The organism is Methylobacterium sp. Leaf118 (assembly GCF_920984675.1).
Lineage (GTDB): Bacteria > Pseudomonadota > Alphaproteobacteria > Rhizobiales > Beijerinckiaceae > Methylobacterium.
In genome coordinates this window covers 1-22723 of record NZ_CAKLBV010000011.1, presented here as the reverse complement: position 1 = coordinate 22723, position 22723 = coordinate 1, and the positions used below count along the sequence as shown (strand labels likewise).

General features: G+C 70.1%; 21 protein-coding genes. 16 read left to right on the top strand and 5 right to left on the bottom strand.

The genetic code is table 11. From position 1 onward, the window contains the following. The first annotated feature begins 121 nt into the window (after positions 1 to 121). The gene (locus LW587_RS06940) at positions 122 to 1801 is read left to right on the top strand and encodes an aspartate ammonia-lyase (RefSeq protein WP_232628859.1); all 1680 of its coding nucleotides are present in this window, start codon (positions 122 to 124) and stop codon (positions 1799 to 1801) included. 27 nt (positions 1802 to 1828) lie between these two features. On the opposite strand, the gene thpR is transcribed toward LW587_RS06940, so the two are convergent. The 3 genes from thpR to LW587_RS06925 all read right to left on the bottom strand — a co-directional run bounded on the left by thpR (position 1829) and on the right by LW587_RS06925 (position 4864). Then, a complete protein-coding gene (gene thpR / locus LW587_RS06935; protein ID WP_232628858.1) occupies positions 1829 to 2398 on the bottom strand; it encodes an RNA 2',3'-cyclic phosphodiesterase in 570 nt (189 codons plus the stop codon). A 166-nt stretch (positions 2399 to 2564) separates the two neighbouring features. After that, on the bottom strand, positions 2565 to 3821 hold the full coding sequence (locus LW587_RS06930; RefSeq protein ID WP_232628857.1) for a GGDEF domain-containing protein: 1257 nt from the start codon (positions 3819 to 3821) through the stop codon (positions 2565 to 2567). A 404-nt stretch (positions 3822 to 4225) separates the two neighbouring features. Then, a complete protein-coding gene (locus LW587_RS06925) occupies positions 4226 to 4864 on the bottom strand; it encodes an arylesterase (RefSeq protein ID WP_332839824.1) in 639 nt (212 codons plus the stop codon). Between the two features lie 222 nt (positions 4865 to 5086). On the opposite strand from LW587_RS06925, the gene LW587_RS06920 reads away from it, so the two are divergent. Further along, positions 5087 to 5770 carry an ABC transporter ATP-binding protein gene (locus tag LW587_RS06920; RefSeq protein WP_232628855.1) on the top strand — a complete coding sequence of 228 codons (684 nt, stop codon included), beginning with the start codon at positions 5087 to 5089 and terminating at the stop codon, positions 5768 to 5770. 46 nt (positions 5771 to 5816) lie between these two features. On the opposite strand, the gene LW587_RS24000 is transcribed toward LW587_RS06920, so the two are convergent. Then, complete coding sequence (locus LW587_RS24000; RefSeq protein ID WP_269780301.1) at positions 5817 to 7994, bottom strand: matrixin family metalloprotease; 2178 nt, start codon at positions 7992 to 7994, stop codon at positions 5817 to 5819. A 404-nt stretch (positions 7995 to 8398) separates the two neighbouring features. On the opposite strand from LW587_RS24000, the gene LW587_RS06895 reads away from it, so the two are divergent. The 10 genes from LW587_RS06895 to radA all read left to right on the top strand — a co-directional run bounded on the left by LW587_RS06895 (position 8399) and on the right by radA (position 17897). Further along, positions 8399 to 8773 (top strand): PH domain-containing protein, encoded by a 375-nt coding sequence (locus LW587_RS06895; protein WP_232628854.1) that lies wholly within the window; start codon positions 8399 to 8401, stop codon positions 8771 to 8773. A 7-nt stretch (positions 8774 to 8780) separates the two neighbouring features. Continuing rightward, positions 8781 to 9257, top strand: coding sequence for an AAC(3)-I family aminoglycoside N-acetyltransferase (locus LW587_RS06890; RefSeq protein WP_232628853.1), 477 nt, complete (start codon positions 8781 to 8783; stop codon positions 9255 to 9257). A 143-nt stretch (positions 9258 to 9400) separates the two neighbouring features. Next, a complete protein-coding gene (locus LW587_RS06885; RefSeq protein WP_232628852.1) occupies positions 9401 to 10204 on the top strand; it encodes a hypothetical protein in 804 nt (267 codons plus the stop codon). 351 nt (positions 10205 to 10555) lie between these two features. Beyond that, positions 10556 to 11011, top strand: coding sequence for a 30S ribosomal protein S6 (gene rpsF / locus LW587_RS06880; RefSeq protein WP_232628851.1), 456 nt, complete (start codon positions 10556 to 10558; stop codon positions 11009 to 11011). Between the two features lie 2 nt (positions 11012 to 11013). Next, complete coding sequence (gene rpsR / locus LW587_RS06875) at positions 11014 to 11268, top strand: 30S ribosomal protein S18 (RefSeq protein WP_091948993.1); 255 nt, start codon at positions 11014 to 11016, stop codon at positions 11266 to 11268. Between the two features lie 131 nt (positions 11269 to 11399). Further along, on the top strand, positions 11400 to 12449 hold the full coding sequence (locus tag LW587_RS06870; RefSeq protein ID WP_232628850.1) for a DUF2232 domain-containing protein: 1050 nt from the start codon (positions 11400 to 11402) through the stop codon (positions 12447 to 12449). Positions 12450 to 12552: 103 nt separating this feature from the next. Beyond that, positions 12553 to 13125 carry a 50S ribosomal protein L9 gene (rplI, locus tag LW587_RS06865; RefSeq protein ID WP_232628849.1) on the top strand — a complete coding sequence of 191 codons (573 nt, stop codon included), beginning with the start codon at positions 12553 to 12555 and terminating at the stop codon, positions 13123 to 13125. A 358-nt stretch (positions 13126 to 13483) separates the two neighbouring features. Continuing rightward, complete coding sequence (locus LW587_RS06860; protein ID WP_232628848.1) at positions 13484 to 14971, top strand: replicative DNA helicase; 1488 nt, start codon at positions 13484 to 13486, stop codon at positions 14969 to 14971. A gap of 298 nt (positions 14972 to 15269) precedes the next feature. Continuing rightward, positions 15270 to 16373: an alanine racemase gene (alr, locus tag LW587_RS06855; protein WP_232628925.1), complete on the top strand. Its 1104-nt coding sequence runs from the start codon at positions 15270 to 15272 to the stop codon at positions 16371 to 16373. A 90-nt stretch (positions 16374 to 16463) separates the two neighbouring features. Beyond that, positions 16464 to 17897 (top strand): DNA repair protein RadA, encoded by a 1434-nt coding sequence (gene radA, locus LW587_RS06850; protein WP_232628847.1) that lies wholly within the window; start codon positions 16464 to 16466, stop codon positions 17895 to 17897. Between the two features lie 244 nt (positions 17898 to 18141). On the opposite strand, the gene LW587_RS06845 is transcribed toward radA, so the two are convergent. Further along, positions 18142 to 18807 carry a queuosine precursor transporter gene (locus LW587_RS06845; protein WP_232628846.1) on the bottom strand — a complete coding sequence of 222 codons (666 nt, stop codon included), beginning with the start codon at positions 18805 to 18807 and terminating at the stop codon, positions 18142 to 18144. Between the two features lie 36 nt (positions 18808 to 18843). Between LW587_RS06845 and LW587_RS06840 the strand changes: the two genes are divergently transcribed. The 4 genes from LW587_RS06840 (at position 18844) to LW587_RS06825 (ending at position 22411) form a co-directional block, all read left to right on the top strand. Then, positions 18844 to 19443, top strand: a complete 600-nt coding sequence (locus LW587_RS06840) for a CvpA family protein (RefSeq protein ID WP_232628845.1) — start codon at positions 18844 to 18846, stop codon at positions 19441 to 19443. Positions 19444 to 19614: 171 nt separating this feature from the next. After that, positions 19615 to 21090 (top strand): amidophosphoribosyltransferase, encoded by a 1476-nt coding sequence (gene purF, locus LW587_RS06835; RefSeq protein WP_232628844.1) that lies wholly within the window; start codon positions 19615 to 19617, stop codon positions 21088 to 21090. A 4-nt stretch (positions 21091 to 21094) separates the two neighbouring features. Further along, positions 21095 to 21838 carry an SDR family NAD(P)-dependent oxidoreductase gene (locus tag LW587_RS06830; RefSeq protein WP_232628843.1) on the top strand — a complete coding sequence of 248 codons (744 nt, stop codon included), beginning with the start codon at positions 21095 to 21097 and terminating at the stop codon, positions 21836 to 21838. Positions 21839 to 22000: 162 nt separating this feature from the next. Next, positions 22001 to 22411, top strand: a complete 411-nt coding sequence (locus LW587_RS06825; RefSeq protein ID WP_232628842.1) for a dihydrofolate reductase — start codon at positions 22001 to 22003, stop codon at positions 22409 to 22411. Positions 22412 to 22723: the final 312 nt, after the last annotated feature.

Below are 22723 nucleotides of genomic sequence, written 5' to 3'. Positions count from 1 at the left end.
GCCGAGCGGCAAACCCCTCGGCCGCGGTGTCACGGGTGCGGCTTCCCGGTGACCGGGTGCGGCCCTAGCCTTCCCCGGGATCAGGTCCGGGCGCGTCCCCGGATGCGGGCGCGAGGCGGGCATGGCGAAGGCGGCAATGGCGAAGGCGGGTTTGGCGAAGGCAGGTTTGGCGAAGGCCAGCAAGGCAAAAGCGACCGAGACAAAGGCGGCTTCACCCGACGGCAAGGGAAAGAAGCGCGCCCGGCGCGCGGCTGAGAATGAAGCCAAGCGTGCAGCCAAGGATGCGGCCGAGAATTCCGCCGCCGCTGCGCCGACGCCCGCACCGAGCCCCGAGGACGCGCTGGCCGTCGCGACGGTGCGCACCATCGCGATGGACGGGGCGCGGACCCGCTCCGAGCACGACCTCCTCGGCGAGGGCGAGGTGCCGGCGGACGCGCTGTGGGGCATCCACACCAAGCGGGCGGTGGCGAACTTCCCGATCACCGGCGTGCCGATCGGCCATTTTCCCGAGCTCGTCCGCGCCTTGGCCCTCGTGAAGCAGGCCGCGGCCCGCGCCAATCACCGGCTCGGCTACCTGCCCGAAGCCAAGGCGCGGGCGATCGACGGGGCCTGTGCCCGGGTGGCGAGCGATCCGGCCTATGCCGCCGCCTTCATCGTCGACGCGATCCAGGGCGGGGCCGGCACCTCGACCAACATGAACGCCAACGAGGTGATCGCCAACGTCGCCCTCGGGCTGATGGGGCGCGCGCCGGGCGACTACGCCGCGCTCCATCCCAACGACGACGTCAACATGGCCCAGTCGACCAACGACGCCTATCCGACGGCGCTGCGGCTCGCGGTGATCTTCGCGACCGAGCCGCTCGTGAAGGCGCTCGACGACCTCGCCTACGCCTTCAAGGGCAAGGCGGTGGAGTTCGCCGACGTGCTCAAGATGGGCCGCACCCAGCTCCAGGACGCGGTGCCGATGACGCTGGGGCAGGAATTCGACGGCTTCCACGCCACGATCAAGGAGGACGTGGCCCGGCTCACCGACCTCGTCGGCCTGTTCCGCGAGGTCAATCTCGGCGCCACCGCGATCGGCACCGGCATCAATGCCGACCCGCGCTACGCGGCGCTCGCCGTGGAGGAACTGTCGCGGGTCGCGGGCCAGCCGATGGTGCTGGCCTCCAACCTCATCGAGGCGACCTCGGACCTCGGCGCCTTCGTGCTGTTCTCCGGCGTGCTCAAGCGCGTCGCGGTCAAGCTCTCCAAGATCTGCAACGACCTGCGCCTGCTCTCCTCGGGGCCCCGCACCGGCATCGGCGAGATCCGCCTGCCTGCCGTGCAGGCGGGTTCCTCGATCATGCCGGGCAAGGTCAACCCGGTCATCCCGGAGGCCGTCAACCAAGTGGCCTACATGGTGATCGGCCACGACCTCACGGTGACGCTCTGCGCCGAGGGCGGCCAGCTTCAGCTCAACGCCTTCGAGCCGACCCTCGGCTATTGCGTGCTGAGTTCCCTGCGCATGCTCACCGCCGCCATCGACACCCTGACGCGGCGCTGCGTCGAGGGCATCGAAGCCGACCGGGCGCGCTGCCGCGCCCTCGTTCAGGGCTCGATCGGTCTCGTCACCGCGCTCGTGCCGACGCTGGGCTACGAGGCGAGTTCCCGGATCGCCCGGCGGGCGCTGGCCGAGGACCGCTCCGTCGCCGAGCTGGTGCTGGAGGAAGGTCTCCTGACCGAGGCCCAGCTCAACGGTCTCCTGGAATTGGAGGCGATGACCCATCCGACCCGGCGGCAGAAGACCGGGACGGCGGGGTGAGGCCGCGGCAAGGCTTCCTTGTCCGCGTCAGTCCGCCGCGTCCCACGCCTCATCGCCCGGTCCGAACGGATAGGCCGCCTCGACGAGGTAGGGTCCGCCGCCCCGCGAGGCGCGGGCCGAGAACACGGCCGCGCGGGTCGCCGTGAAGGGGATGGGCGGGAACACGCCGGCTTCGGCGAGCCAGCGCGCCACGGCCTCCGGGCCCGCCTCCCGGTTGAGACGGGCGAGGGTCACGTGCGGGGTGAAGCGGCGGCGCTCCGGCGCGGCCCCGGCCCGGCGGGCGATGCGCTCGTGCTCCTCCTGGAGGTCGGCCAGGTCCGGCGTGAGCGCGACGGAGGCAATGACCGCCCGCGGCCGGTCCCCGCCGAAGCTCGCCAGTCCGTCGAGGGTCAGGGTCAGCGGTGCCCGAAGCCGCGCCTGCGCCAGACCCGCGTCGAGCTCGGCCGCGATCGTCCCGTCGACCTCGCCCAGGAAGCGCAGGGTCACGTGGTAGTCGGTGGGCTCGATCCAGCGCGCGCCCGGCAGGCCGCCGCGGAACAGGGCGAGGCGGTGGGCCACCTCGGGTGGGATCTCCAGTCCGGTGAAGAGGCGCGGCATCGGGTCTCGATCGGCGTCCGAACTGGGAGGAAAGGCGAGGCCGTTTTCGGGCCCGGGGGCGATCTAAGCCCGGCGCGCCTCCGGTGGGAAGCGGGGGCGATCACGCCCGGCTGACCGCGCGCGGCGCCGCCGCGTCGCCCGCCCCCGCGCCCTCACGCGCCGGACGTCATCCCGCGAGCGCCGAGGTCTCGATCGGGATGGGATGGCCGCGCGTCGGCCGATAGGGCTGCGCGGAGATCGGGTTGTCCCAGCGGGCCGAACCTGCGGCGCACATGACCCGATTCCGCCCACTGCGTTTGGCGAGATACAAGGCCTCGTCGGCCGATGTGACGGCCTGCTCCAGAAAAAACCCGTTTCCCGCCATTTCGGCCACGCCGATGCTGACGGTCACGGTGAGGGCCCGATCGCCGCAAGCGAAGGGCGTCTGCGAAACCTCTCGGCACAGCCGTTCCGCGACGCCGACCGCGTCGTCGAGGGTGCGGTTGCTCAGGACGGCCAGAAACTCCTCGCCTCCCCAACGGCCGACGACGTCCTGTCCCGGTCGGCCGTGCGCGGCGAGGCGGCGCGCGAACTCCTTCAGCACCGCGTCCCCGCATTCGTGCCCGTATCGGTCGTTGACGGCCTTGAAGTGATCGATATCCGCGATCAGCACGGCGACGGGCCGTTTGGCGCGATGACTGGCGCCGGACACAAGCCGCGCCTGATCTTGAACGCCGCGTCGGTTGGCGAGCCCCGTGAGCGGATCCGTCGTTGCGATCTCCTTCATCCGCCTCTGCGCGTCTTCCAGGGACATCGCGATCAGGCCGACATAGGTCAGGACGCTCATCAGCTGGTCGACGAATAGGGCCAGGAAGATATCCGAGTGTCCCGAGCCGATCGATGGACTGAGGTTCCACAATCTCACGGAGATCAGGATCATGGAGCAGACGAGGGCGACGGAATACATCGCGATCGCGCCACCGACCAACAGCTGGGATCGCAGGTAGCGCGGCGCCGTGCGAACGAAGAACGGACGCGCCGCCGCCGCGGTGGAACAGGTGAGTGTCGCCATCGTCAGCAGCTGCGCCAGATCGGGCGCGGCACCGAGGCTGCGGGTGCTGCCGTAGATCAGTCCCGGAACCACACCCATGACAACGAACTGCGTTGGCTTGACAGTGCGTTTGAGAAAGACTTGGCCGCCTGCCCAAACGCAGGACAGACTCAAGCCAATGATACCGAAAATGAGGGCCCCGCGAGTGGGCAGGAAATAAGGGTAGTGAGGGTCGCCGTAAATCAGAAGGAGGCCTATAGCCGATCCGAGGATGCTTGCGGTCCAGAACCGGAAGGCATGGGCCGAGTCGCCTTTCAGGCTCGCGATCATGAAAATCAGGATGAATCCACTTCGTGCCATCACGCTGGCGAAGAGGAGTGTATTCAGGTCCACTGCAGTCAATCCCTCCGAGCGAACCGCGACCATTCGATCAAGGTCGGAAGCGGGGCTTGCTTTCCTTTGCTGCAGCGAACCTGATATTCTTTAAAAATTCTCCTGGAAAAATGGTTGACGGGACGTCCGCCGATCGCTTCAATTTGATCGGTTCCCAGTCCGCTCTGACCTCAAGCTGTGCCCTGTCCGAGCGATCGGCATCCGATCCGCCGGGACGAGTCGGGATCTTGGCGGGCCCGGACGCCACCATGGACCGCGTGCGGGCCCTCCGACCGGCGGGGCCGCGATCCGGAGCGCGTGTCCAGCGCCGTGCCCGATCACGTTGAGACGTGAGCACGGCTCTCAGTCTTTGTTGTGTCGCGCGCTCTCAAGCCGAACCGGTTTCCACTTCGGCGGAGAGCGCTCTAGCGCCCCGTCCCCGCATCCTTGGCCTGCTTCACCCGATCGAGAAAGGTCTCCACCTTGGGCAGGATGCCGGCCACCACCGTCTCGATGCCCTGGGCGGTCGGATGCAGCCCATCCTCCATGGTGTTGGCGCGGTGGCCGGTCACGCCCTCGAGGAAGAACGGGTAGAGGATGAGGTCGTGCGCCGTCGCGAGATCGGGGAAGATCGCGTCGAAGCGCGTCCGGTAGTCTTCGCCGAGATTGGGCGCGGCCCGCATCCCGGCGAGCAGCACAGGGATGCCGCGCGCCTTCAGCCGCACCACGATGGTCTCCAGGGCCTTGCGGGCGACCGCCGGATCGGTCCCGCGCAGCATGTCGTTGGCGCCGAGTTCGAGGATGACCCCGTCGGTCCCGTCCGGCACCGACCAGTCGAGGCGGTCGAGCCCGCCCGTCGTCGTGTCGCCGGACACGCCGGCATTGGCGATCTCGACGCTGCGACCCTTCGCCGTCAGGGCCCGCTCCAGCACCGCCGGGAAGGCGGCGGACGAGGGCAGGCGGTAGCCCGCCGTGAGGCTGTCGCCCAGCGCCACGAGCTTGAGCGGCGGCTCGGCCGCCCGGGCGGCGGGGGCGCCGAGCGCGGCGGCCGCGAGCACGACCATCAGCGCCACCCTGCGCAGGATCGCACGAACCCCCATATCGGCCACGCGCGGCGTCTCGCGCATCCGGCGGGTCCGTGGGACAAGCCGCACCGAAGAAACAACCCGGCCGAGCCGGGACGGAGTGCCCCTGCCCGACGCGGGCCTGATGTCGTTCGCGCTGCGCAAGGCCGCCGTCCTCCGTTCGGTCCCGTCCGTCCTCGATCCAAGATCGGTCCCTCCCCGATGTCGAACAAGGCCGTCTCCCTGTCGCAGATCGAGCTGAGCCTCGGCCGCGGTGCCGCCCGGGTCCACGTGTTGCGCGGCATCTCGCTGGATGTCGAGCGGGGCGAGGCGGTCGGGCTCGTCGGCCCCTCGGGATCGGGCAAGTCGACCCTTCTCACGGTGATGGCCGGGCTGGAGCGCCCCGATTCCGGAGGCGTCACCATCGCGGGCACCGATCTGTCCGGCCTCGACGAGGACGGGTTGGCCCGCTTCCGGGGGCGCAACATCGGCATCGTGTTCCAGGCCTTCCACCTCGTGCCGACCATGACGGCCCTGGAAAACGTGGCGCTGCCGCTCGAACTCGCCGGCGCGCCCGACCCGCACGGGCGGGCAGCCGCGGAACTGGAGGCCGTGGGCCTGCAACACCGCCTCGGGCACTACCCGGCCCAGCTCTCGGGGGGCGAGCAGCAGCGCGTCGCCATCGCCCGGGCGCTCGCGCCCGATCCGGCGATCCTGGTGGCCGACGAGCCGACCGGCAATCTCGACGAGGCGACGGGCCGGCAGATCGTCGAACTCCTGTTCGCCCTCAAGCGCGACCGCGGCGCGACGCTGGTCCTCGTCACCCACGATCCCGGCCTGGCCCGGCTGTGCGACCGCACCGTGCGCCTGCGTGCGGGCCGGATCGAGCAGCCGGCGGCAGCCTGAGCGGAGGTCGGTGGGGCGGCGGTCCGGGGATCGCCGCCCTGGTGGGTCAGGCGACGAAGAAATCCGCCGCCGTCAGCGCCGCCTTGTTGTCGAACACGGCGAGTTTCACCTTCGCGCCGCTGCCGAGGCCGTCCGCGTCGTAGAACAGTTCGCCGGTCGACGGCTTGTAGAGGATGCGGTCGTCGGCATCGGCCGCGGCCTTGCTGATGTCCTTGAACGCCGTGGTGCTGAGCGTGCCGGCCCCGAGCGCGGTGAAGATGCTCTGGGCGAGCTGGACCGTGTCCTCCGACGCGAAGTCGGTGATGCGATCGACGTTGGTCGTCCCGAGCTTCGTCGTGAACAGGAAGCGGTCGCCGCCCGCGCCGCCGGTGAGGATGTCGCTTCCGAGGGCACCGTCGAGGGCATTGGCGCCGGCATTGCCGATCAGCGTCTGGCCGAACTCGTTGCCGCGCAGGGTGAGGACGCTCGCCCCCGTCGTCCCGAATTCCAGCGTCTCGATCTCCTGGCCCGCGGCCAGGGTAAAGGATTGCGTGGCGACGATCCTGTCGACGCCCTGCCCCTTGGTCTCGAAGACCCGGTCGCCGGCATGGTCGACCCGGTAGGTGTCGTTGCCGCCGCCGCCGGTCAATCGGTCGGCGCCACCGCGTCCGTCGAGGAGATTGGCGGCCCCGTTTCCGGTGATCGTGTCGGCGCCCTGTCCGCCGAGAATGTTCTCGACCTCGAGCACCACGTCGTAGCCGATCTCGGCACTCTTGGCGTTGTACCAGACCCAGGTTCCGTTCACGAGTTCGCTGATCGTGGGGCCCAGAGTGGCGATGATCCCGCCCGTGGTGGCGCTGTAATCGACCGTGTCGGTGCCCGTGCCGCCATTGATGAAGTCGTCGCCCAGGCCGCCGGTCAACCGGTCGTTGCCGTCCTGGCCCCAGAGGCTGTCCTTGCCGGCGTCGCCGATCAGCGTGTCGTTGCCGGCCTCGCCCTGCATCTCGTCGTCGCCGTCGCCGCCGGTGAGACGGTCGTCGCCGATCCCGCCCCAGAGGAGGTCCCGGCCGATCCCGCCGGCGAGCACGTCGGCGCCCTCCCAGCCGGAGACGCGATCGTCGCCCGTGCCGCCGTCCATGGTGTCGACGGAGGCGCCACCGTGGAGCGTGTCGTTGCCGCCGCCGCCGAGCAGGGTGTTGGTGCCGGCGCGCCCGTTGAGCGTGTCGTTGCCGTCACCGCCATCGAGCCGGTCGTTGCCGTCGCCGCCGTCGAGCGTGTCGTCGCCCGCGCCGCCGTTGAGCCGGTCGATCCCCGCCCAGCCGTTGAGCGTGTCGTTGCCGGTGCCGCCGTTGAGCGTGTCGTCGCCGTCGGCGCCGTCGAGCCGGTCGTTGTCGGCACCGCCGTCGAGCGTGTCGTTGTCGGCGCCCCCGAACAGCACGTCGTCGCCGGCATCGCCGTAGAGCCAGTCGTTCCCCTTCCCGCTGACGATGAGGTCGTTCCCGCCCATGCCGCGGATGACGTCCACGGTGCTGACGCCGCGGATCGTGTCGGCGCCCGCGCCGCCGGTCTGGGTCATCGTGGCGGTCGCGGCATTCCACGCCCAGGAGGCGATGTGCGTCCCGTCGGCCGCGTCGTCGCCGTAGAGGACGCGCAGCGCCGCGATGTCGATCGGGCCGAGCGTCGGGTCGTATCCGGTGTAGCTCATCACCGTCTGCTTGGTGTTGTCGACCGTCGGGTCGAGCCGGATGTCGCCCTGGAAGGGATGTTTCAGGCCGAGCGCGTGCCCGACCTCGTGCAGGATGACGTGGAGCTGGTCGGCGGCGCTGTAGGTCATGGTCCCGTCATCGAGGAAGACGTCGCCACCGATGTCGTCGATGAAGCTCGCGTCGGCTCCGATCGTGACACCCGGATAGTAGGCGTAGCCGGCCGCGGTCGATTGGGTCGGGTCCTTGCTGAGATCGTAGTTGGCGAACTTGATGTCGCCCTGGCCGGGGGCGACCTCGATGAATTGGAGGCCGCTCGCATCGTCGAGCTGCTTGAGGGCGGCGAGCGTCGCGGCCTTCTGGCTGGCGTTCAGCGGCTTGAACGAACTCCGGAACGCGTCGGAGTAGGTGGATGTCTTCACATGATCGAAGACGCTGGTCTCGAAGGAGTAGGTGATGATGGTCGATCGGCCCGCCGGCACCGCACCCCACCACGACGTCCCGGACATCAAGGCCCTGTAATCCGAAACGTAGCTCACCATCGCGCCCATCCCCTTTTTGTTTTTGCACAATATTTATGTATTGACCTACGTACAAGCGTCCCTGTCCGGATTTTACAGGGGGAAACTGCTGATAACCGCGAGGCCAGGTGCGCATTCATAATGAAGTTGCACCATGTTGTCGGTCAAATTTTCGTGTGCCCGATATTGGGCGATTTTGATCGCTGGGATGATCCTATTTACGAGATGGTTTGTGGTTTCAGGATTTTTATTTTAATATCTCTCTCGGACGCGCGGGAAGCCCGCCCTCCGAAATCTTGCGAGCGAACCGTCGCTGGGCCCGGCGGGCCATACCCGCGGGGGGGCGTGTCCGTGAGCGGCGGACCCCTCCCGAGGAAGCGCGGCCGGTCCCATATGACGGGCCGGACATAGACGGGGGGAAGGCGATGGGCTTACTCGACGGGCTACTCGGCCATGGCAGCGATCTGTCGGCGGGCGAGGTCGATCAGCAACTGGCGGGCGTGCTCGCCTCGGGCGAGAGCGTGCGGGTCGCCTTCAAGGTGATCCGCGACCTCATGGTCTTCACCGATCGCCGCCTGATCCTGGTTGACCGCCAGGGCATGACCGGCCGCAAGGTCGAGTACCTCACGGTCCCCTACCGGGCGATCACGTCGTTCTCGGTTGAGACCGCGGGCAGCTTCGACATGGATTCGGAGCTGAAGATCTGGGTTTCGGGCCGCCCCGATCCGATCCAGCGCACGCTCAAGCGCGGCGCCGACATTCTGGGGATTCAACAGGCCATCGCCGGCTCGCTGAAGTAGTCCGCTTATGCCGGACATCCGCCGTCTCGGGTCCGGTGACCTCCCGGCGATGCGCGCGCTGAACGCCGTGTTCGGCCGCGCCTTCGACGACGCGCAGGCCTATGGCGGCGCGCCGCCGGACGCGCCCTATCTCGCGGGGCTGCTGGCGAAGGACCACGTCGTCGCGCTCGTCGCGATGGAGGGCGGCACGGTGCTGGGCGGGCTCGTCGCCTACGAACTCGAGAAGTTCGAGCAGGCCCGCAGCGAGTTCTACCTCTACGACCTCGCCGTGGCCGAGGAGCACCGCCGCCGCGGCCTCGCCACCGCCCTGATCGCGGCCTTGCGCGCGCATGCCGCCACGCGGGGCGGCTCGGTCGTCTTCGTCCAGGCCGATCACGGCGACGACCCGGCCATCGCGCTCTACACGGGGCTCGGCCTGCGCGAGGACGTGATGCATTTCGACATCCCGGTCGCGCCCGCGCCCCGGTCCCGGCCGGAGGAGTGAGGCCGGCCGGACTGGGCACGGGACCGACGGGCGGATCTCACCTTGCACAGGCCCGGCGCGCGGGCCCGATTGCAGGCGAGCCTTGATCCGGACGAAGGTGCCCGGCATCCCGCCCGCGACGAGCGGCGAGTCCAGGGTCATCCATGCACGGTCTCCACAAGGTGCTCAGCGTATTGCGGCAGGACGGCGTCTCCGGTCTCGCGAGCCGCGGGCTCGGCTTCGCCTATCGGCGCGGGCTTCGTCCGTTGCTGCCGGTCACCGGGCCGGCCCGCCTCGGCGGGGTCCTGACCTGCTACGGCCTGACCGCTGCGGATCGCTACGTCCCCGCTGCCTGGCTGCCGTGGTGGATGACCGACCCGACCGGCAATTCGAGCTACGAGGCGGCCCTGGTGACCGGTCTCGGCGCGCAGGTCCGCCCGGGCGACCGGGTGGTCGTGGTCGGCGGCGGCATCGGTGTCACGGCGGTGAATGCCGCCCTGCGCGCCGGACCGACCGGCCATGTCACCTGTTTCGAGGGAAGCCTGGAGAATTGCACCCTCGTCGGCCGGACGGCGGCGCTCAACGGTGTCGGCAACCTGACCGTGCGGCATGCCGTCATCGGCCGATCCATCGCCGTGTACGGGGACGCGTCCCAGCTCGGGGCCGTGCTGCCGGCCGATCAGCTGCCGCCCTGCGACGTGCTCGAACTCGATTGCGAGGGCGCCGAGATCGGGATCATCGCGGCGATGACGATCCGTCCGCGGGTTCTCCTCGTCGAGACCCACGGTGTCTATGCCTCCTCGACGGCGGACGTCGCGGCGGCGATGGCGGCTTGCGGCTACACGGTCTCGGATCTCGGCTGGGCGGAGCCGAGCCAGCAGGAGACCTGCCGCCGCAACGACATCCGGGTTCTGCTGGGTGTCCGCGACACGGCGCAGGCCGCGACCGCAAGCCCGCCCGCGGGCTGATCGGATCCGCGGACCGGCGTCACGCGGCCTCTGACCTTTGGGGCCGCGCGAGCCCCTCCTCCCCTCGGGACAAGGGCCCACCGCCCGGCCTTGCCGCGCCACCCGGCCTTGCCGTCCTCCGAAAAACCCTCTAAAGGCGCGGCCTTCGTGTTCGCTCCGGCCGGGGGCTGAACGGACGGTGCCGGTTTCGGCACAGGGGGGTTCCCCGTCGTCCCGTGTCTCCGCCTTCGATCAACCGCTCGGGCCTTCTCGGCTCGAAGGGCTTGGCGCCGAGAGAATGCGGATTGAGCCGGCCTGATTCCGTCCGCTTTCGCGCGGACCGGGCCTCCTTACGATATGAAAGGCCCGAAAATGCCTCTCTACGAGCACGTCTTCCTGGCGCGCCAGGATGTGACGTCCCAGCAGGTCGAGACCATGGTCGAGACCTACAAGGGCGTCATCGAGGCGGGCGGCGGCACGATCGAGAAGATCGAGTCCTGGGGCGTCAAGTCCCTCGCCTACCGCATCAAGAAGAACCGCAAGGCGCATTTCACGCTCCTCAACATCTCCGCCCCCCCGGCCGCCCTGGCCGAGATGGAGCGCCAGATGCAGATCTCCGAGGACGTGCTGCGTTTCATGACCGTCCGCGTCGAGCAGCTGGAGGCCGAGCCTTCCGCGATGATGCAGAAGCGCGACCGCGACGACCGCAAGGATCGCGACCGCGGTGACCGTCCGCGTCGTCGCGACGACGATTTCGGCGGCGGCTTCGGCGGTGATCGTGGCGATCGCGCCGAGCGGCCCGAGCGCAACTTCGGCGGGGAGAACTGATCATGGCATTCGGTGCTGGTGGCGGCGGCGGTGGCCGTCGTCCGTTCTTCCGTCGTCGCAAGACCTGCCCGTTCTCCGGCGCGAACGCCCCGAAGATCGACTACAAGGACGTGAAGCTGCTCTCCCGCTACGTGTCGGAGCGCGGCAAGATCGTGCCGTCCCGCATCACCGCGGTCTCGGCCAAGAAGCAGCGCGAGCTCGCCCAGGCGATCAAGCGTTCCCGCTTCCTCGGCCTGCTGCCCTACGTCATCAAGTAGGGCGCGTCCGCCGGTCTCCGGACCGGCGGAGCTTCGCAAGGGCGACCCGGGCTCCCGGGCCGCCCCCTCGTTGGGGTGTCACGGGACGCCTCTAACCCTGCTTCACGACGAGCAGCGGGACAGCGGATTTCATGGGTAAGGACATCGCTTACGGCATCGGCGCCGGCCTCGTCGCCGCGCTCCTCTTCGGCGTGCTGCTGAAGGCCAGCCCCCTCGCCATCCTGCTCTACCTGTTCGCCCCCCTGCCGATCCTGATCGTGGGGCTGGGCTGGAGCCACCGGGCGAGTCTCGCCGCCGCCGTCTCCGGCGCCCTGGCGCTCGCCGTCGTCATTTCCCCCTATCTCGGCCTGGCCTTCGCGGCCTACCTCGCCTTGCCCGCATGGTGGCTCGCCTATCTCGCGCTCCTCGGCCGGACGGGGCCCGACGGCACCCTCGAATGGTATCCCACCGGCCGGCTGCTCGCCTGGGTCGCCGGGACCGCGGCCCTGGCTTTTGTAGCGATCGCGGTCATCGCCTCGCCGGATCACGCGACCTTCCGCGCCCAGATCGAGCAGATGAGCCGCCGGATCGTGGACATGCAGGTCCAGCGCGGGCGGATCCCGCCCCCGGCCCAAGGAGCGGCGCAAGGGACGGGGCAAGGTGGGACCGCGCCGGCCCCCGGCGCGTCCAGGCCCGAGTCCGGCGGCGGCGAGGCCTCGCCCGAGGCCCCGAAGGCGGGTGACGACATCGCCGGCGAGGTGGCCGGGGCGCTGGCGATGGTGGCGCCGGCGCTGGCCGCGCAGGGCCTCGCGGTGCTGTTCACGCTCTATCTCTGGGCCGCCGCCCGCATCGTCCAGGTTTCCGGCCGCTTGCACCGGCCCTGGCCGGACCTTCCGGCGACCGCGATGCCGCGCTCCGTGCTCCTCGTCCTCGCGGGCGCCGTCCTGCTCGCCCTGGCCCCGGGCTATGTCGGCATGCTTGGGATCGCGCTGATCGGTGCCCTCAGCGCGGCCTTCGCGTTGCAGGGGCTCGCCGCCTTCCACGACCGCAGCCGCGGCCGGCCCGGGCGCCTCGCCCTGCTGATCGGCCTCTACGTCGTGCTCTTCCTCACCCAGGGCGTGGCCATGCTCGCCCTGGTCCTGTTCGGCATCGCCGACACCGCCCTCGACCGGCGCCGTCCCCAAGCCCGCGGCCACGCCTAACGCTACCCGCGGCCACGCCTAACGCCACCCGCGGCCACGCCTAACGCCACCCGCGGCAGCGCCTGAGACCCCCCGCTTCCAACCCACTCAAAGGAGAAGTCAGATGGAAGTCATCCTGCTCGAACGCGTCGCCAAGCTCGGCCAGATGGGCGAGACCGTGAACGTGCGTCCCGGCTACGCCCGCAACTTCCTGCTCGCCCGCGGCAAGGCCCTGCGCGCGACCGAGAACAATAAGAAGCATTTCGAGGCCCAGCGCGCCCAGCTCGAGGCCCGCAACCTGGAGCGCCGCAACGAGGCCCAGACGGTGGCCGAGAAGCTCGACGGCCAGAGCTTCGTGCTGATCCGCCAGTCCGGCGAGACCGGCGTGCTCTACGGTTCGGTCTCGACCCGCGATCTGGCCGAAGTCGTCACCAAGGACGGCTTCAGCGTCGAGCGCGGCCAGTTCGTGCTCCACCAGCCGATCAAGACGCTCGGCCTGCACAGCGTGCCGGTGACGCTCCACCCCGAGGTCGAGGTGAAGATCACCGTCAACATCGCCCGCTCCCCCGAGGAGGCCGAGCGTCAGGCCCGCGGCGAGTCGGTCACCGAGCGCGAGCAGTTCAACCTCGACGACCTCGGTCTCGAGGTCGGTCAGGCGCTGGCCGATGCCGGCGAGGGTGCCGACGACCGCGGCTAAGGTCCGGACCGGCGAAGGATTCGTCCCTTCGCCGGGGGGGGCGGGGCGCAGCCCCGGCATCCGTCTCGGGCTCCGCGAAAAGACGCGTCCTCTCGAAACCGCGGACGTCAGCGGTGGACAGCGGGCATGGCGCGCCCTCCATCGTTGACTTGTTCTCAATTCGTTCCAGCATGACGCCCGCGATTCCCGGAGCCCGGGGGCCGCGGGCGTCGCGCGTTTCGGGGATCCGTGGCGCGCGTGTCGCAGCCGCCCGGCGGGCGGTGGCTTAAGAAAAATTCACCACCCCGGCGCAAGGTCCGGCGGGCATGGAGACGGTGCGGTCCGATCAGGGCCGCCGGCAACGGAGCGTCAGACGCGCATGGCCTTGCCCAACGCCCTCGCGGCCAAGCTCGAAGCGGTCCAGGCCGAGTACCGGGTGCCGCCGCACAACATCGACGCGGAGCAGGCGTTGCTCGGCGCGATCATGGTCAACAACGATGCCTATTACCGGGTGTCGGACTTCCTGCTGCCCGAACATTTCATGGAGGCAGTCCACCGCCAGATTTTCGAGGTCGCGGTCACGCTGATCAAGGCCGGCAAGCTCGCCACGCCGATCACGCTGAAGACCTATCTCGGCGATGCCGATCTCGGCGGCGTCACGCCGATGCAGTACCTCGCGCGGCTGGCGGCCGAGGCCACCACTGTCATCAACGCGGGCGAGTACGGCCGCACCATCTACGATCTGGCCATCCGCCGCCGCCTCATCACCATCGGCGAGGATCTGGTCAACGGTGCCTACGAGGCTCCGGTCGAGGCCGCGCCCCGCGATCAGATCGAGGCGACCGAGCGCCGCCTCTACGAACTCGCGGAGTCCGGCAAGTACGACGGCGGCTTCCAGAAATTCTCCGACGCCCTCACCGCCGCCGTCGACATGGCGGCGAAAGCCTACCAGCGCGACGGCAAGCTCTCGGGCATCGCCACCGGCCTGACCGACCTCGACGCCAAGATGGGCGGGTTGCAATCCTCCGACCTCATCATCCTCGCGGGGCGCCCGGCCATGGGCAAGACCTCGCTCGTGACCAACATCGCCTTCAACATCGCCAAAGCCTATCGCGGCGAGAAGCAGGCCGATGGCACGATTCAGACGGTCAATGGCGGCATCGTCGGCTTCTTCTCGCTCGAAATGTCGGCCGAGCAATTGGCGACGCGTATCATCGCCGAACAGTCCGGCGTGCCCTCCTACAAGATCCGCCGCGGCGACATCCGCCCGGAGGATTTTTACAAGATCACCGATGCGGCGCGGGACATGCAGTCGATCCCGTTCTACATCGACCAGACCGGCGGCATCTCCATCGCCCAGCTCGCTGCCCGGGCCCGGCGCCTCAAGCGCCAGAAGGGCCTCGACCTCCTCATCGTCGATTATCTCCAGCTGCTGTCGGGCTCGGGCAAACGCTCCGACAACCGCGTGCAGGAGATGACCGAGATCACCACCGGCATGAAGGCGCTCGCCAAGGAGCTGGCGGTGCCGATCATCGGCCTGTCCCAGCTCTCCCGTCAGGTCGAGAACCGCGACGACAAGCGGCCCCAGCTCTCGGACCTGCGCGAATCCGGCTCGATCGAGCAGGACGCCGACGTGGTGATGTTCGTGTTCCGCGAAGAGTACTACGTCGGCAACAAGAAGCCCCGCGAAGGCACGGAAGAGTTCTTCGCCTGGGAGGCGGAGATGCAGCGCGTCCACGGCAAGGCCGAGGTCATCCTGGGCAAGCAGCGTCACGGCCCGACCGGCACGGTCGAGCTGCAATTCGACGCCAACATCACCCGCTTCTCGAACCTCGCGCAGAGCGACCGGATGCCCGAGCAGATGTGAGCGGAGGGCGTGCAAGCGCGTTGCCGCGGGCGATGTCGGCGCGCGGCGCGCCGTCAGGGCGGGCGCCTGAACCGGGACACTCGACGCCGCCGACCTGCCGCCGAGGCGTCATGGGGCCCATGCCCCGAGCCTCTGGATTCACGGCCCCGTGCATGCGAGTGCGGATGACCGCGTCGGCGGCGCGCGGGTCCTGGCCGATCCGCGCGGCACCTCCGGGGCGGGCCGGCCCGGCACCGCGGCCTTCGACCCCTCGCTCGTCGTCCCGATCCCGGATCGGGCCCGCCTCGGAGGCGCCGCCATCACCGCCCCCTCTCCCTTCCGCGACCGGCCCCCGGCCGGGCATGGCGCCCGCCTGACCGTCGATCTTGCGGCCATCGTCGCCAATTGGCGCAGGCTCGCAGCCCAGGCCCCGCAGGCCGAATGCGGCGCCGTGGTGAAGGCCGACGCCTATGGCTGCGGGCTGGCGCGCGTCGCTCCGGCCCTCGCCCGCGCGGGCTGCCGCACCTTCTTCGTCGCCCACCTGTCCGAGGGCATCGCCGCGCGACAGCGGCTGCCGGAGGCTGTGCTCTACGTGCTCAACGGGCTGCCCCCCGGCGCGGGCGAGGCGTTTCGCGATCACGCCCTGCGTCCCGTCCTCGGCGACGCCGACGAGCTCGCCGAATGGGCGGCCCTCTCGGAGGGGCGCCTTCCGGCCGCGCTCCACGTCGATACCGGCATGAACCGGCTCGGCCTGTCCGTGCCCGAGGCCCTGGCGCTGGCCGGCGATCCCGTGATCGGCCGGGCCGGGATCGACCTCGTGATGAGCCATCTCGTCAGCGCGGAAGTTTCCGCCGACCCGGTCAACGCCCGGCAGGCCGCCGATTTCGTGCGCGTCCGGGCGGCCTTTCCGGGCCTGCGCGCCTCGCTCGCCAATTCCTCCGGGACCTGTCTCGCGGACGCCACGCATCACGACCTGCTGCGGCCGGGCTATGCGCTGTTCGGCGGCAATCCGGAGCCCGGGCGGCCGAACCCGATGCGGCCGGTGGTGCGGCTCGACGCGACGATCCTCCAACTCCGTCACGTCGCACCCGGCGAGACCTGCGGCTACAATGCCCGCTGGCGGGCGCCGGGCCCGCGCCGCCTCGCCACCCTCTCGCTGGGCTACGCCGACGGCTATCCCCGCGCGGCAAGCGGAGCCGGCCATGCCCTCGTCGGCGGCGTGCCCTGCCCGATCCTCGGGCTGATCTCGATGGATCTCATCATCCTCGACGTCACCGACGCGCCGGACGCCCGCCGCGGCGGCCTCGCGACGCTGATCGGCGACAGCCTCGACATCGATGCGGTCGGCCGGGCTGCGGGCACGATCGGCTACGAGATCCTGACGGGGCTGGGTTCCCGTTATGTTCGCGACTATGTAGAGTGAGCGCCCTGTCTCGACCACGCCTCCCGTGCTGAGGAGGCGCGGGGCGTGGGTGGGATGTTCCGACGACCCCCCTGCCCCGGTTCGCGCGTCATGGCCAAGATCCAACAGACCTTCGTGTGCCAGTCCTGCGGCGCGGTCTACAACCGCTGGCGCGGGCGCTGCGAGGCCTGCAATGGCTGGAACACGATCCAGGAGGAGGTCGCCTCCGCCGGCCCGCAATCCGGCCCTGCGGCGACGCGGCCCGCGCGGGCACGGGGCCGGGTCTTCGCCCTCGAAGGGTTGACGGGCGAGGCCAAGGAAGCACCGCGCACGCCCTCCGGCATCGCCGAGCTCGACCGCGTCACCGGCGGCGGCTTCGTGCGGGGCTCGGTCATCCTGCTCGGCGGCGATCCCGGCATCGGCAAATCGACCCTGCTGATGCAGGCCTCCGCCGCCATGGCGCGGAGCGGGGAGCGCGTCGCCTACATCTCCGGCGAGGAGGCCGTGGGGCAGGTGCGCCTGCGCGCCGAGCGGCTGGGGCTCGCCAAATACCCGGTGGAGCTCGCCGCGCAGACCAATGTCGAGGACATCGTCGAGACGCTCGCCCAGGGTCATCCGCCCGCGCTCGTCATCATCGACTCGATCCAGACCATGTGGACCGAGACGGTGGAATCGGCGCCCGGCACCGTCACCCAGGTGCGCTCCTCCGCCCAGGCCCTGATCCGTTTCGCCAAGACCACCGGCACGGCGGTCATCCTCGTCGGTCACGTCACCAAGGACGGGCAGATCGCCGGGCCCCGCGTGGTCGAGCACATGGTCGATGCCGTCGCCTCGTTCGAGGGCGACCAGGGCCACCACTTCCGGATTTTGCGGGCCGTAAAAAACCGGTTCGGGCCGACCGACGAGATCGGCGTGTTCGAGATGACCGATGCGGGGTTGTCCGAGGTGCCGAACCCCTCCGCCCTGTTCCTGGCGGGCCGCGACCATGCCGCGCCGGGCACGGCGGTCTTTGCCGGGATGGAGGGCACCCGGCCGCTGCTCGTCGAGATCCAGGCGCTGGTCGCCCCGTCCTCGCTCGGGATGCCGCGCCGCGCGGTGGTCGGCTGGGACCCGAACCGCCTGTCGATGGTGCTCGCCGTGCTGGAGGCCCATGGCGGCATCCGCCTCGGCGGCCACGACGTCTATCTCAACGTCGCGGGCGGCTTGCGCATCACCGAGCCCGCCGCGGACCTCGCCGTCGCGGCAGCGCTCGTCTCCTCGCTCTCGGGGGCCGCCCTGCCCTCCGACTCGGTGTATTTCGGCGAACTCGGGCTGTCGGGGGCCGTGCGCCCGGTCTCGCAGGCCCCGGCCCGTCTCAAGGAGGCGCTCAAGCTCGGCTTCGGCAAGGCGGTGACCCCGCAGGGGCGTGGCGAGGCGGGCGACCGGGCGCTGCCGACGGACGCCTTGCGCCACATCGCCGACCTCGTGGCCGGCATCGCCTCGGGCGCGCCGCGTCGGGGCGGCGGCGGCCGCCCGCGGGCCGTGCGTTTCGAGGAGGAAGGGTGAGCCAGTTCATTCCGTTAGGCGGAACGGGTTGAAGTCCGTCCCGCGGTCGTCGGCATCGACGCCCTGCCCCGCTGCATCCCAGCGATCAGCGGCGGGCTGAGCGGCAGCGCCAGCACCTCCCAGGCGACCTTCAGGCGTCATACCAAATCCGGTTGATCCCTTCGGGATGGCGGATTTGGGCTTCGCTCAAACGCCGCGCGGGCTTGCCTGATCCGGGCTCCGCTCTGATCAAGCGGAGCCCGTATCAGACCGAGAGGCCGAGCCGGACCCGCTCGCCCGCCGGCAGCGGGCCGGCGAAGGCCAGCGTCAGGAACAGGGCGGAATCGACCGCCTGCCCGGCCACCGTCGAGGCGATGAGGCGGAGGGCCAGGAACCGGCCGCCGAGCGCGAGCTTGCGCCGGGCCAGCACGTAGGCGTTGAGGAACTCGCCCCCCAGATCGGCGCCCATGCCGGCCAGAGCGATGCGCGGCGTCGCGCCGAGCGCCGTCTCGAAGGCCTGCTGGTGGGGCCAGAACGGTCCCGACGGCAAGGCGGCGGCGATCCACTCGCTCGCGATCCAGATGAGCTGCACCGCGAAGCCCGCCATGACCACCTTGCGGGCGCTCGCGGAGCCGTAGACCTCGGTCAGCACGTCGCCGAACAGGTAGGACAGGGGCAAGACGACCACGGCGGCCGTGAAGGTGAGGCCGCCGACCTGCGCGATCTTGCCCGCCAGGATCAGCGAGACGATCAGAACGCCGCTGAACAGGCCGGCGAACGGCACGAGGACTGGCCAGCGGGCGGCGCGGCGCTCATGCCGCGGCGGCGTCCGGGAGGTCGCTGCGGGCCGAAGGTGACGGCCGAGGTCGGCCGAGGTATATCGGTGGAAATGACTGAGGGCGCGCGGTCCCGGGGGAGCCGTCGCGGCCATGCCGCCGTCTCCCGCCCCGATGATGCGTATCCAGCGATGCCGTTCTCCGTCCTCGACCTCGCGGTGCTCGGCATCGTGCTCGTCTCCGCGCTGCTCGCCGCCGTGCGGGGGGTGACCCGCGAGGTGCTCGCCATCATCGCCTGGGTCGCCGCCGCGGCCCTGGCGTGGTCGCTGCACCCGATGCTGCTGCCGACCGTCAAGCAGCACGTCTCCAGCGACACGGTGGCGCTCGTCGCCTCGATCGGCGCGATCTTCCTCGCGACCCTCATCGTCGTCTCCCTGATCACCGTGAAGGTCTCCGACCTCGTGCTCGATTCGCGCATCGGCGCAGTCGACCGGTCTTTGGGCTTCGTGTTCGGGGCCGGGCGTGGCTTCCTGATCTGCGTCATCGGCTGGGTGTTCCTGGCCTGGCTGGTCCAGGGCAAGGTGCCCGATTGGGCCGCCCAAGCGAAGAGCAAGCCCCTGCTCGAGAGCTCCGGCGAGGCGCTGGTGGCGCAGCTGCCCGACAATCCGGAGGGGTTCCTGAAGCAGTTGCGCAAGCCCAAGGGCGACGCTCCGGTCGAGGAACCGCCGCCCGAGACCGACCTGCCCGCCCAGCGCCGCAGCGACGCGGGAGCCCCTGCGCCGAAACGCTGATATGCTGGAATCGCTCTTGGTTACGGCGCGATCCCCGCATAGGTAACGGTTTCACGACGGTCCCGGCCGGCGGGCCTCCTTCGAGAGGACGCGCGCCGCGCCGAAGACCGTGTCCCGCCGTGCCGGATGCGAGCCGCGGATGCCTCCGCGCCTCCAGGATTCGAGAACGCCATGCCATCTGTCAGCGCGAGCGCCGATGTCCTCGATTGGGATATCGACGGCGATACGCTCCGCGAGGAATGCGGCGTCTTCGGCATCTACGGGCACGATGACGCCTCGGCGATCACGGCCCTGGGCCTGCACGCCCTTCAGCACCGCGGCCAGGAGGCCGCCGGCATCGTCTCCTACGACGAGGGCGTGTTCCATTCCGAGCGGCGCCAGGGCCTCGTCGGCGACAATTTCTCCGATCGCGGCACCATCGAGCGGCTCGCCGGGCGCTCGGCCATCGGGCATGTGCGCTACTCGACCACCGGCGGCACCATCCTGCGCAACGTCCAGCCGCTCTTTGCCGAACTCGCCAGCGGCGGCCTCGCGGTGGCGCATAACGGCAACCTGACCAACGCCCTCTCGATCCGCCGCGACCTCGTGCGCGAGGGCGCCATCACCCAATCGACCTCGGACACCGAGGTGATCCTGCATCTGGCCGCCCGCTCGCGCAAACCCCGGATCGTCGAGCGCTTCATCGACGCGCTCCAGCGGATCGAGGGCGCCTATGCCATCGTGGCCCTGACCAACAAGAAGCTCATCGGTGCCCGCGACCCGCTGGGCATCCGCCCGCTGGTGCTCGGCGAACTCGACGGGCGCTACATCCTCACCTCCGAGACCTGCGCGCTCGATATCATCGGCGCCCGCTTCATCCGCGATGTCGAGAATGGCGAGGTGATCGTCATCTCGGAAGAGGGCGTCGAATCGATCCGGTTCGCCGAGCCGCAGCCGATGCGGCCCTGCATCTTCGAGTACATCTATTTCGCCCGGCCCGATTCGGTCGTGAACGGCAAGAGCGTCTACGGCGTGCGCAAGGCCATCGGCCGGGAGCTCGCCCGCGAGGCGGCGGCGGAGGCCGACATCGTCGTGCCGGTCCCGGATTCCGGCGTGCCCGCGGCGCTCGGCTTCGCCCAGGAGGCGGGCCTGCCCTTCGAGATGGGCATCATCCGCAACCACTATGTCGGCCGCACCTTCATCCAGCCGACCCAGACCGTGCGCGAACTCGGCGTGCGCATGAAGCACTCGGCCAACCGCGCGGCGATCGAGGGCAAGCGCATCGTGCTCGTCGACGACAGCCTCGTGCGCGGCACCACCTCCGTGAAGATCGTCCGCATGATGCGCGATGCCGGCGCCCGCGAGGTCCATTTCCGCATCGCCTCGCCGCCGATCACCTATCCGGATTTCTACGGCATCGACACGCCCGAGCGTGAGAAGCTGCTCGCCGCCACCCACGACCTGGAAGGCATGCGGAAATATATCGGCGCGGATTCGCTCGCCTTCCTGTCGATCCCCGGGCTCTACCGGGCGATGGGCGAGGAGGCCCGCGACGAGGCCTGCCCGCAATACACCGACCATTGCTTCACCGGGCAGTATCCGACCCCGCTCTCCGACCTCGCCATCGCCGGGCCGCGCCGCCTCGCGATGCTGGCCGAGGCGGATTGAGGTCATGGCGGAGACGAGCCTCGAAGGCCGCATCGCCGTCGTCACCGGTGCCTCGCGCGGCATCGGCCGGGCCGCGGCCCTCGCCCTGGCCGCTTCCGGCGCCCATGTCGTGGCGGTCGCCCGCACGCAGGGCGCGCTGGAGGAACTCGACGACGCGATACGCTCCGGCGGCGGCAGCGCGACGCTGGTGCCCCTCAACCTCACCGACTGGGACGCGATCGACCGCCTCGGCGCCGCGCTCAACGAGCGCTTCGGTCGGCTCGACATCCTCGTCGGCAATGCCGGCGTGCTCGGCGCGCTGATGCCGCTCGCCCACGTGATCCCGAAGGTCTGGCAGCAGGCGCTCGACGTGAACGTCACCGCCAACTGGCGCCTGCTCCGCTCCCTCGACCCGCTGCTGCGCCGCTCGGATGCCGGCCGGGCCCTGTTCGTCACCTCCGGCGCCGCCCACAAGGCGCGCGCCTATTGGGGGCCCTACGCGGTGACCAAGGCGGCTTTGGAGGCGATGGTGCGGACCTATGCCGCCGAGACCGAGACGACGCCGATCCGGGCCATGCTGGTCAATCCGGGCCCGCTGCGCACCGCGATGCGCCGCGCCGCCATGCCGGGCGAGGATCCGGAGACCCTGCGCACGCCGGAGGATCTCGCTCCCCACTTCGTGCGCCTCGCCGCGCCCGCATGGAACGAAACCGGCCGCCTCTACGATTTCCCGAGCGATCGGACCCTCGGTTTCCGCGCCCCCGACTGAACGGGTCCGGGGCCACGGCCCCGGCGGGATTCGGGCGGAGCCCGTTATTGTCTCGGTTGCGTCGCTGCCGGTGAACGCCCGACGCTGCGCCCCCGCGCGAGCGAACCCCAATGATGGGGGATCATCGGGGTCTGGTTTCCCCTCGTTCCAAGGTGCCTCCCGATGATCGACGTCCGCTGCATCTGCGCCATCGGCCAGCGAGGCCAGCTCGGCCTGAACGGACAGCTCCCCTGGGAGGGCAACACCGACCCGCTCTTCGTGGAGGACGTGACGCGCTTCTTCGCGCTCACCATGGGCCATGTCCTGATCGCCGGACCCAAGACCGTGGCCTCGGTCCCGGACTTCGCGTTCAAGGACCGCACCATCGACGTGATCCGCTCGCACGAGGACCCGGCGCAGGTCCTGGCCCGCTATCCGGGCCGGCGCATCTTCGTGGGCGGCGGCATCGCGGTGTGGAACGTCTACGCGCCCTACATCCAACACTGGGACATCACGCGCCTGCCCTATGACGGCGAGGCCGACCGCTGGTTCGATCCGGCCTGGCTGGTGGGCGGGCCGTTCCGGCAGGGGTGAGGCCGGGCGGAGGGGGCGCCGCGCGTCGCGACACGGCCCGCACGCTGTGGAAGCCGCTGGGATCGGGGGAGGCCGCGTCCGGTCACGGATGACCGATCAAGACGGTCCACGGGATCTCGACGGCGCCGGGCGCCGCGAGGACCGGGGAGGTCGTCGCGACGCGATCGTGCGGACCGGCTAAATAGAAACTGTCTCTTCGGGTGTGATGGCACATGAGAAGCCGAGGCGCTCGATCTGTCGCGCGAGAGCCTTGGCGCGCGTCGCCGGTGCCGTCTTGCGGACGTGGTCGCGGCCTGGATCGGCGTAGGCCGT

Bases quoted from the DNA above. Each gene is read 5' to 3' on its own strand.
- LW587_RS06940 (WP_232628859.1), top strand. From the start codon at position 122: ATGGCGAAGGCGGCAATGGCGAAGGCGGGTTTGGCGAAGGCAGGTTTG.
- thpR (WP_232628858.1), bottom strand. From the start codon at position 2,398: ATGCCGCGCCTCTTCACCGGACTGGAGATCCCACCCGAGGTGGCCCAC.
- LW587_RS06925 (WP_332839824.1), bottom strand. From the start codon at position 4,864: ATGGTCGTGCTCGCGGCCGCCGCGCTCGGCGCCCCCGCCGCCCGGGCG.
- LW587_RS06920 (WP_232628855.1), top strand. From the start codon at position 5,087: ATGTCGAACAAGGCCGTCTCCCTGTCGCAGATCGAGCTGAGCCTCGGC.
- LW587_RS24000 (WP_269780301.1), bottom strand. From the start codon at position 7,994: ATGGTGAGCTACGTTTCGGATTACAGGGCCTTGATGTCCGGGACGTCG.
- LW587_RS06895 (WP_232628854.1), top strand. From the start codon at position 8,399: ATGGGCTTACTCGACGGGCTACTCGGCCATGGCAGCGATCTGTCGGCG.
- LW587_RS06890 (WP_232628853.1), top strand. From the start codon at position 8,781: ATGCCGGACATCCGCCGTCTCGGGTCCGGTGACCTCCCGGCGATGCGC.
- LW587_RS06885 (WP_232628852.1), top strand. From the start codon at position 9,401: ATGCACGGTCTCCACAAGGTGCTCAGCGTATTGCGGCAGGACGGCGTC.
- rpsF (WP_232628851.1), top strand. From the start codon at position 10,556: ATGCCTCTCTACGAGCACGTCTTCCTGGCGCGCCAGGATGTGACGTCC.
- rpsR (WP_091948993.1), top strand. From the start codon at position 11,014: ATGGCATTCGGTGCTGGTGGCGGCGGCGGTGGCCGTCGTCCGTTCTTC.
- LW587_RS06870 (WP_232628850.1), top strand. From the start codon at position 11,400: ATGGGTAAGGACATCGCTTACGGCATCGGCGCCGGCCTCGTCGCCGCG.
- rplI (WP_232628849.1), top strand. From the start codon at position 12,553: ATGGAAGTCATCCTGCTCGAACGCGTCGCCAAGCTCGGCCAGATGGGC.
- LW587_RS06860 (WP_232628848.1), top strand. From the start codon at position 13,484: ATGGCCTTGCCCAACGCCCTCGCGGCCAAGCTCGAAGCGGTCCAGGCC.
- radA (WP_232628847.1), top strand. From the start codon at position 16,464: ATGGCCAAGATCCAACAGACCTTCGTGTGCCAGTCCTGCGGCGCGGTC.
- LW587_RS06845 (WP_232628846.1), bottom strand. From the start codon at position 18,807: ATGGCCGCGACGGCTCCCCCGGGACCGCGCGCCCTCAGTCATTTCCAC.
- LW587_RS06840 (WP_232628845.1), top strand. From the start codon at position 18,844: ATGCCGTTCTCCGTCCTCGACCTCGCGGTGCTCGGCATCGTGCTCGTC.
- purF (WP_232628844.1), top strand. From the start codon at position 19,615: ATGCCATCTGTCAGCGCGAGCGCCGATGTCCTCGATTGGGATATCGAC.
- LW587_RS06830 (WP_232628843.1), top strand. From the start codon at position 21,095: ATGGCGGAGACGAGCCTCGAAGGCCGCATCGCCGTCGTCACCGGTGCC.
- LW587_RS06825 (WP_232628842.1), top strand. From the start codon at position 22,001: ATGATCGACGTCCGCTGCATCTGCGCCATCGGCCAGCGAGGCCAGCTC.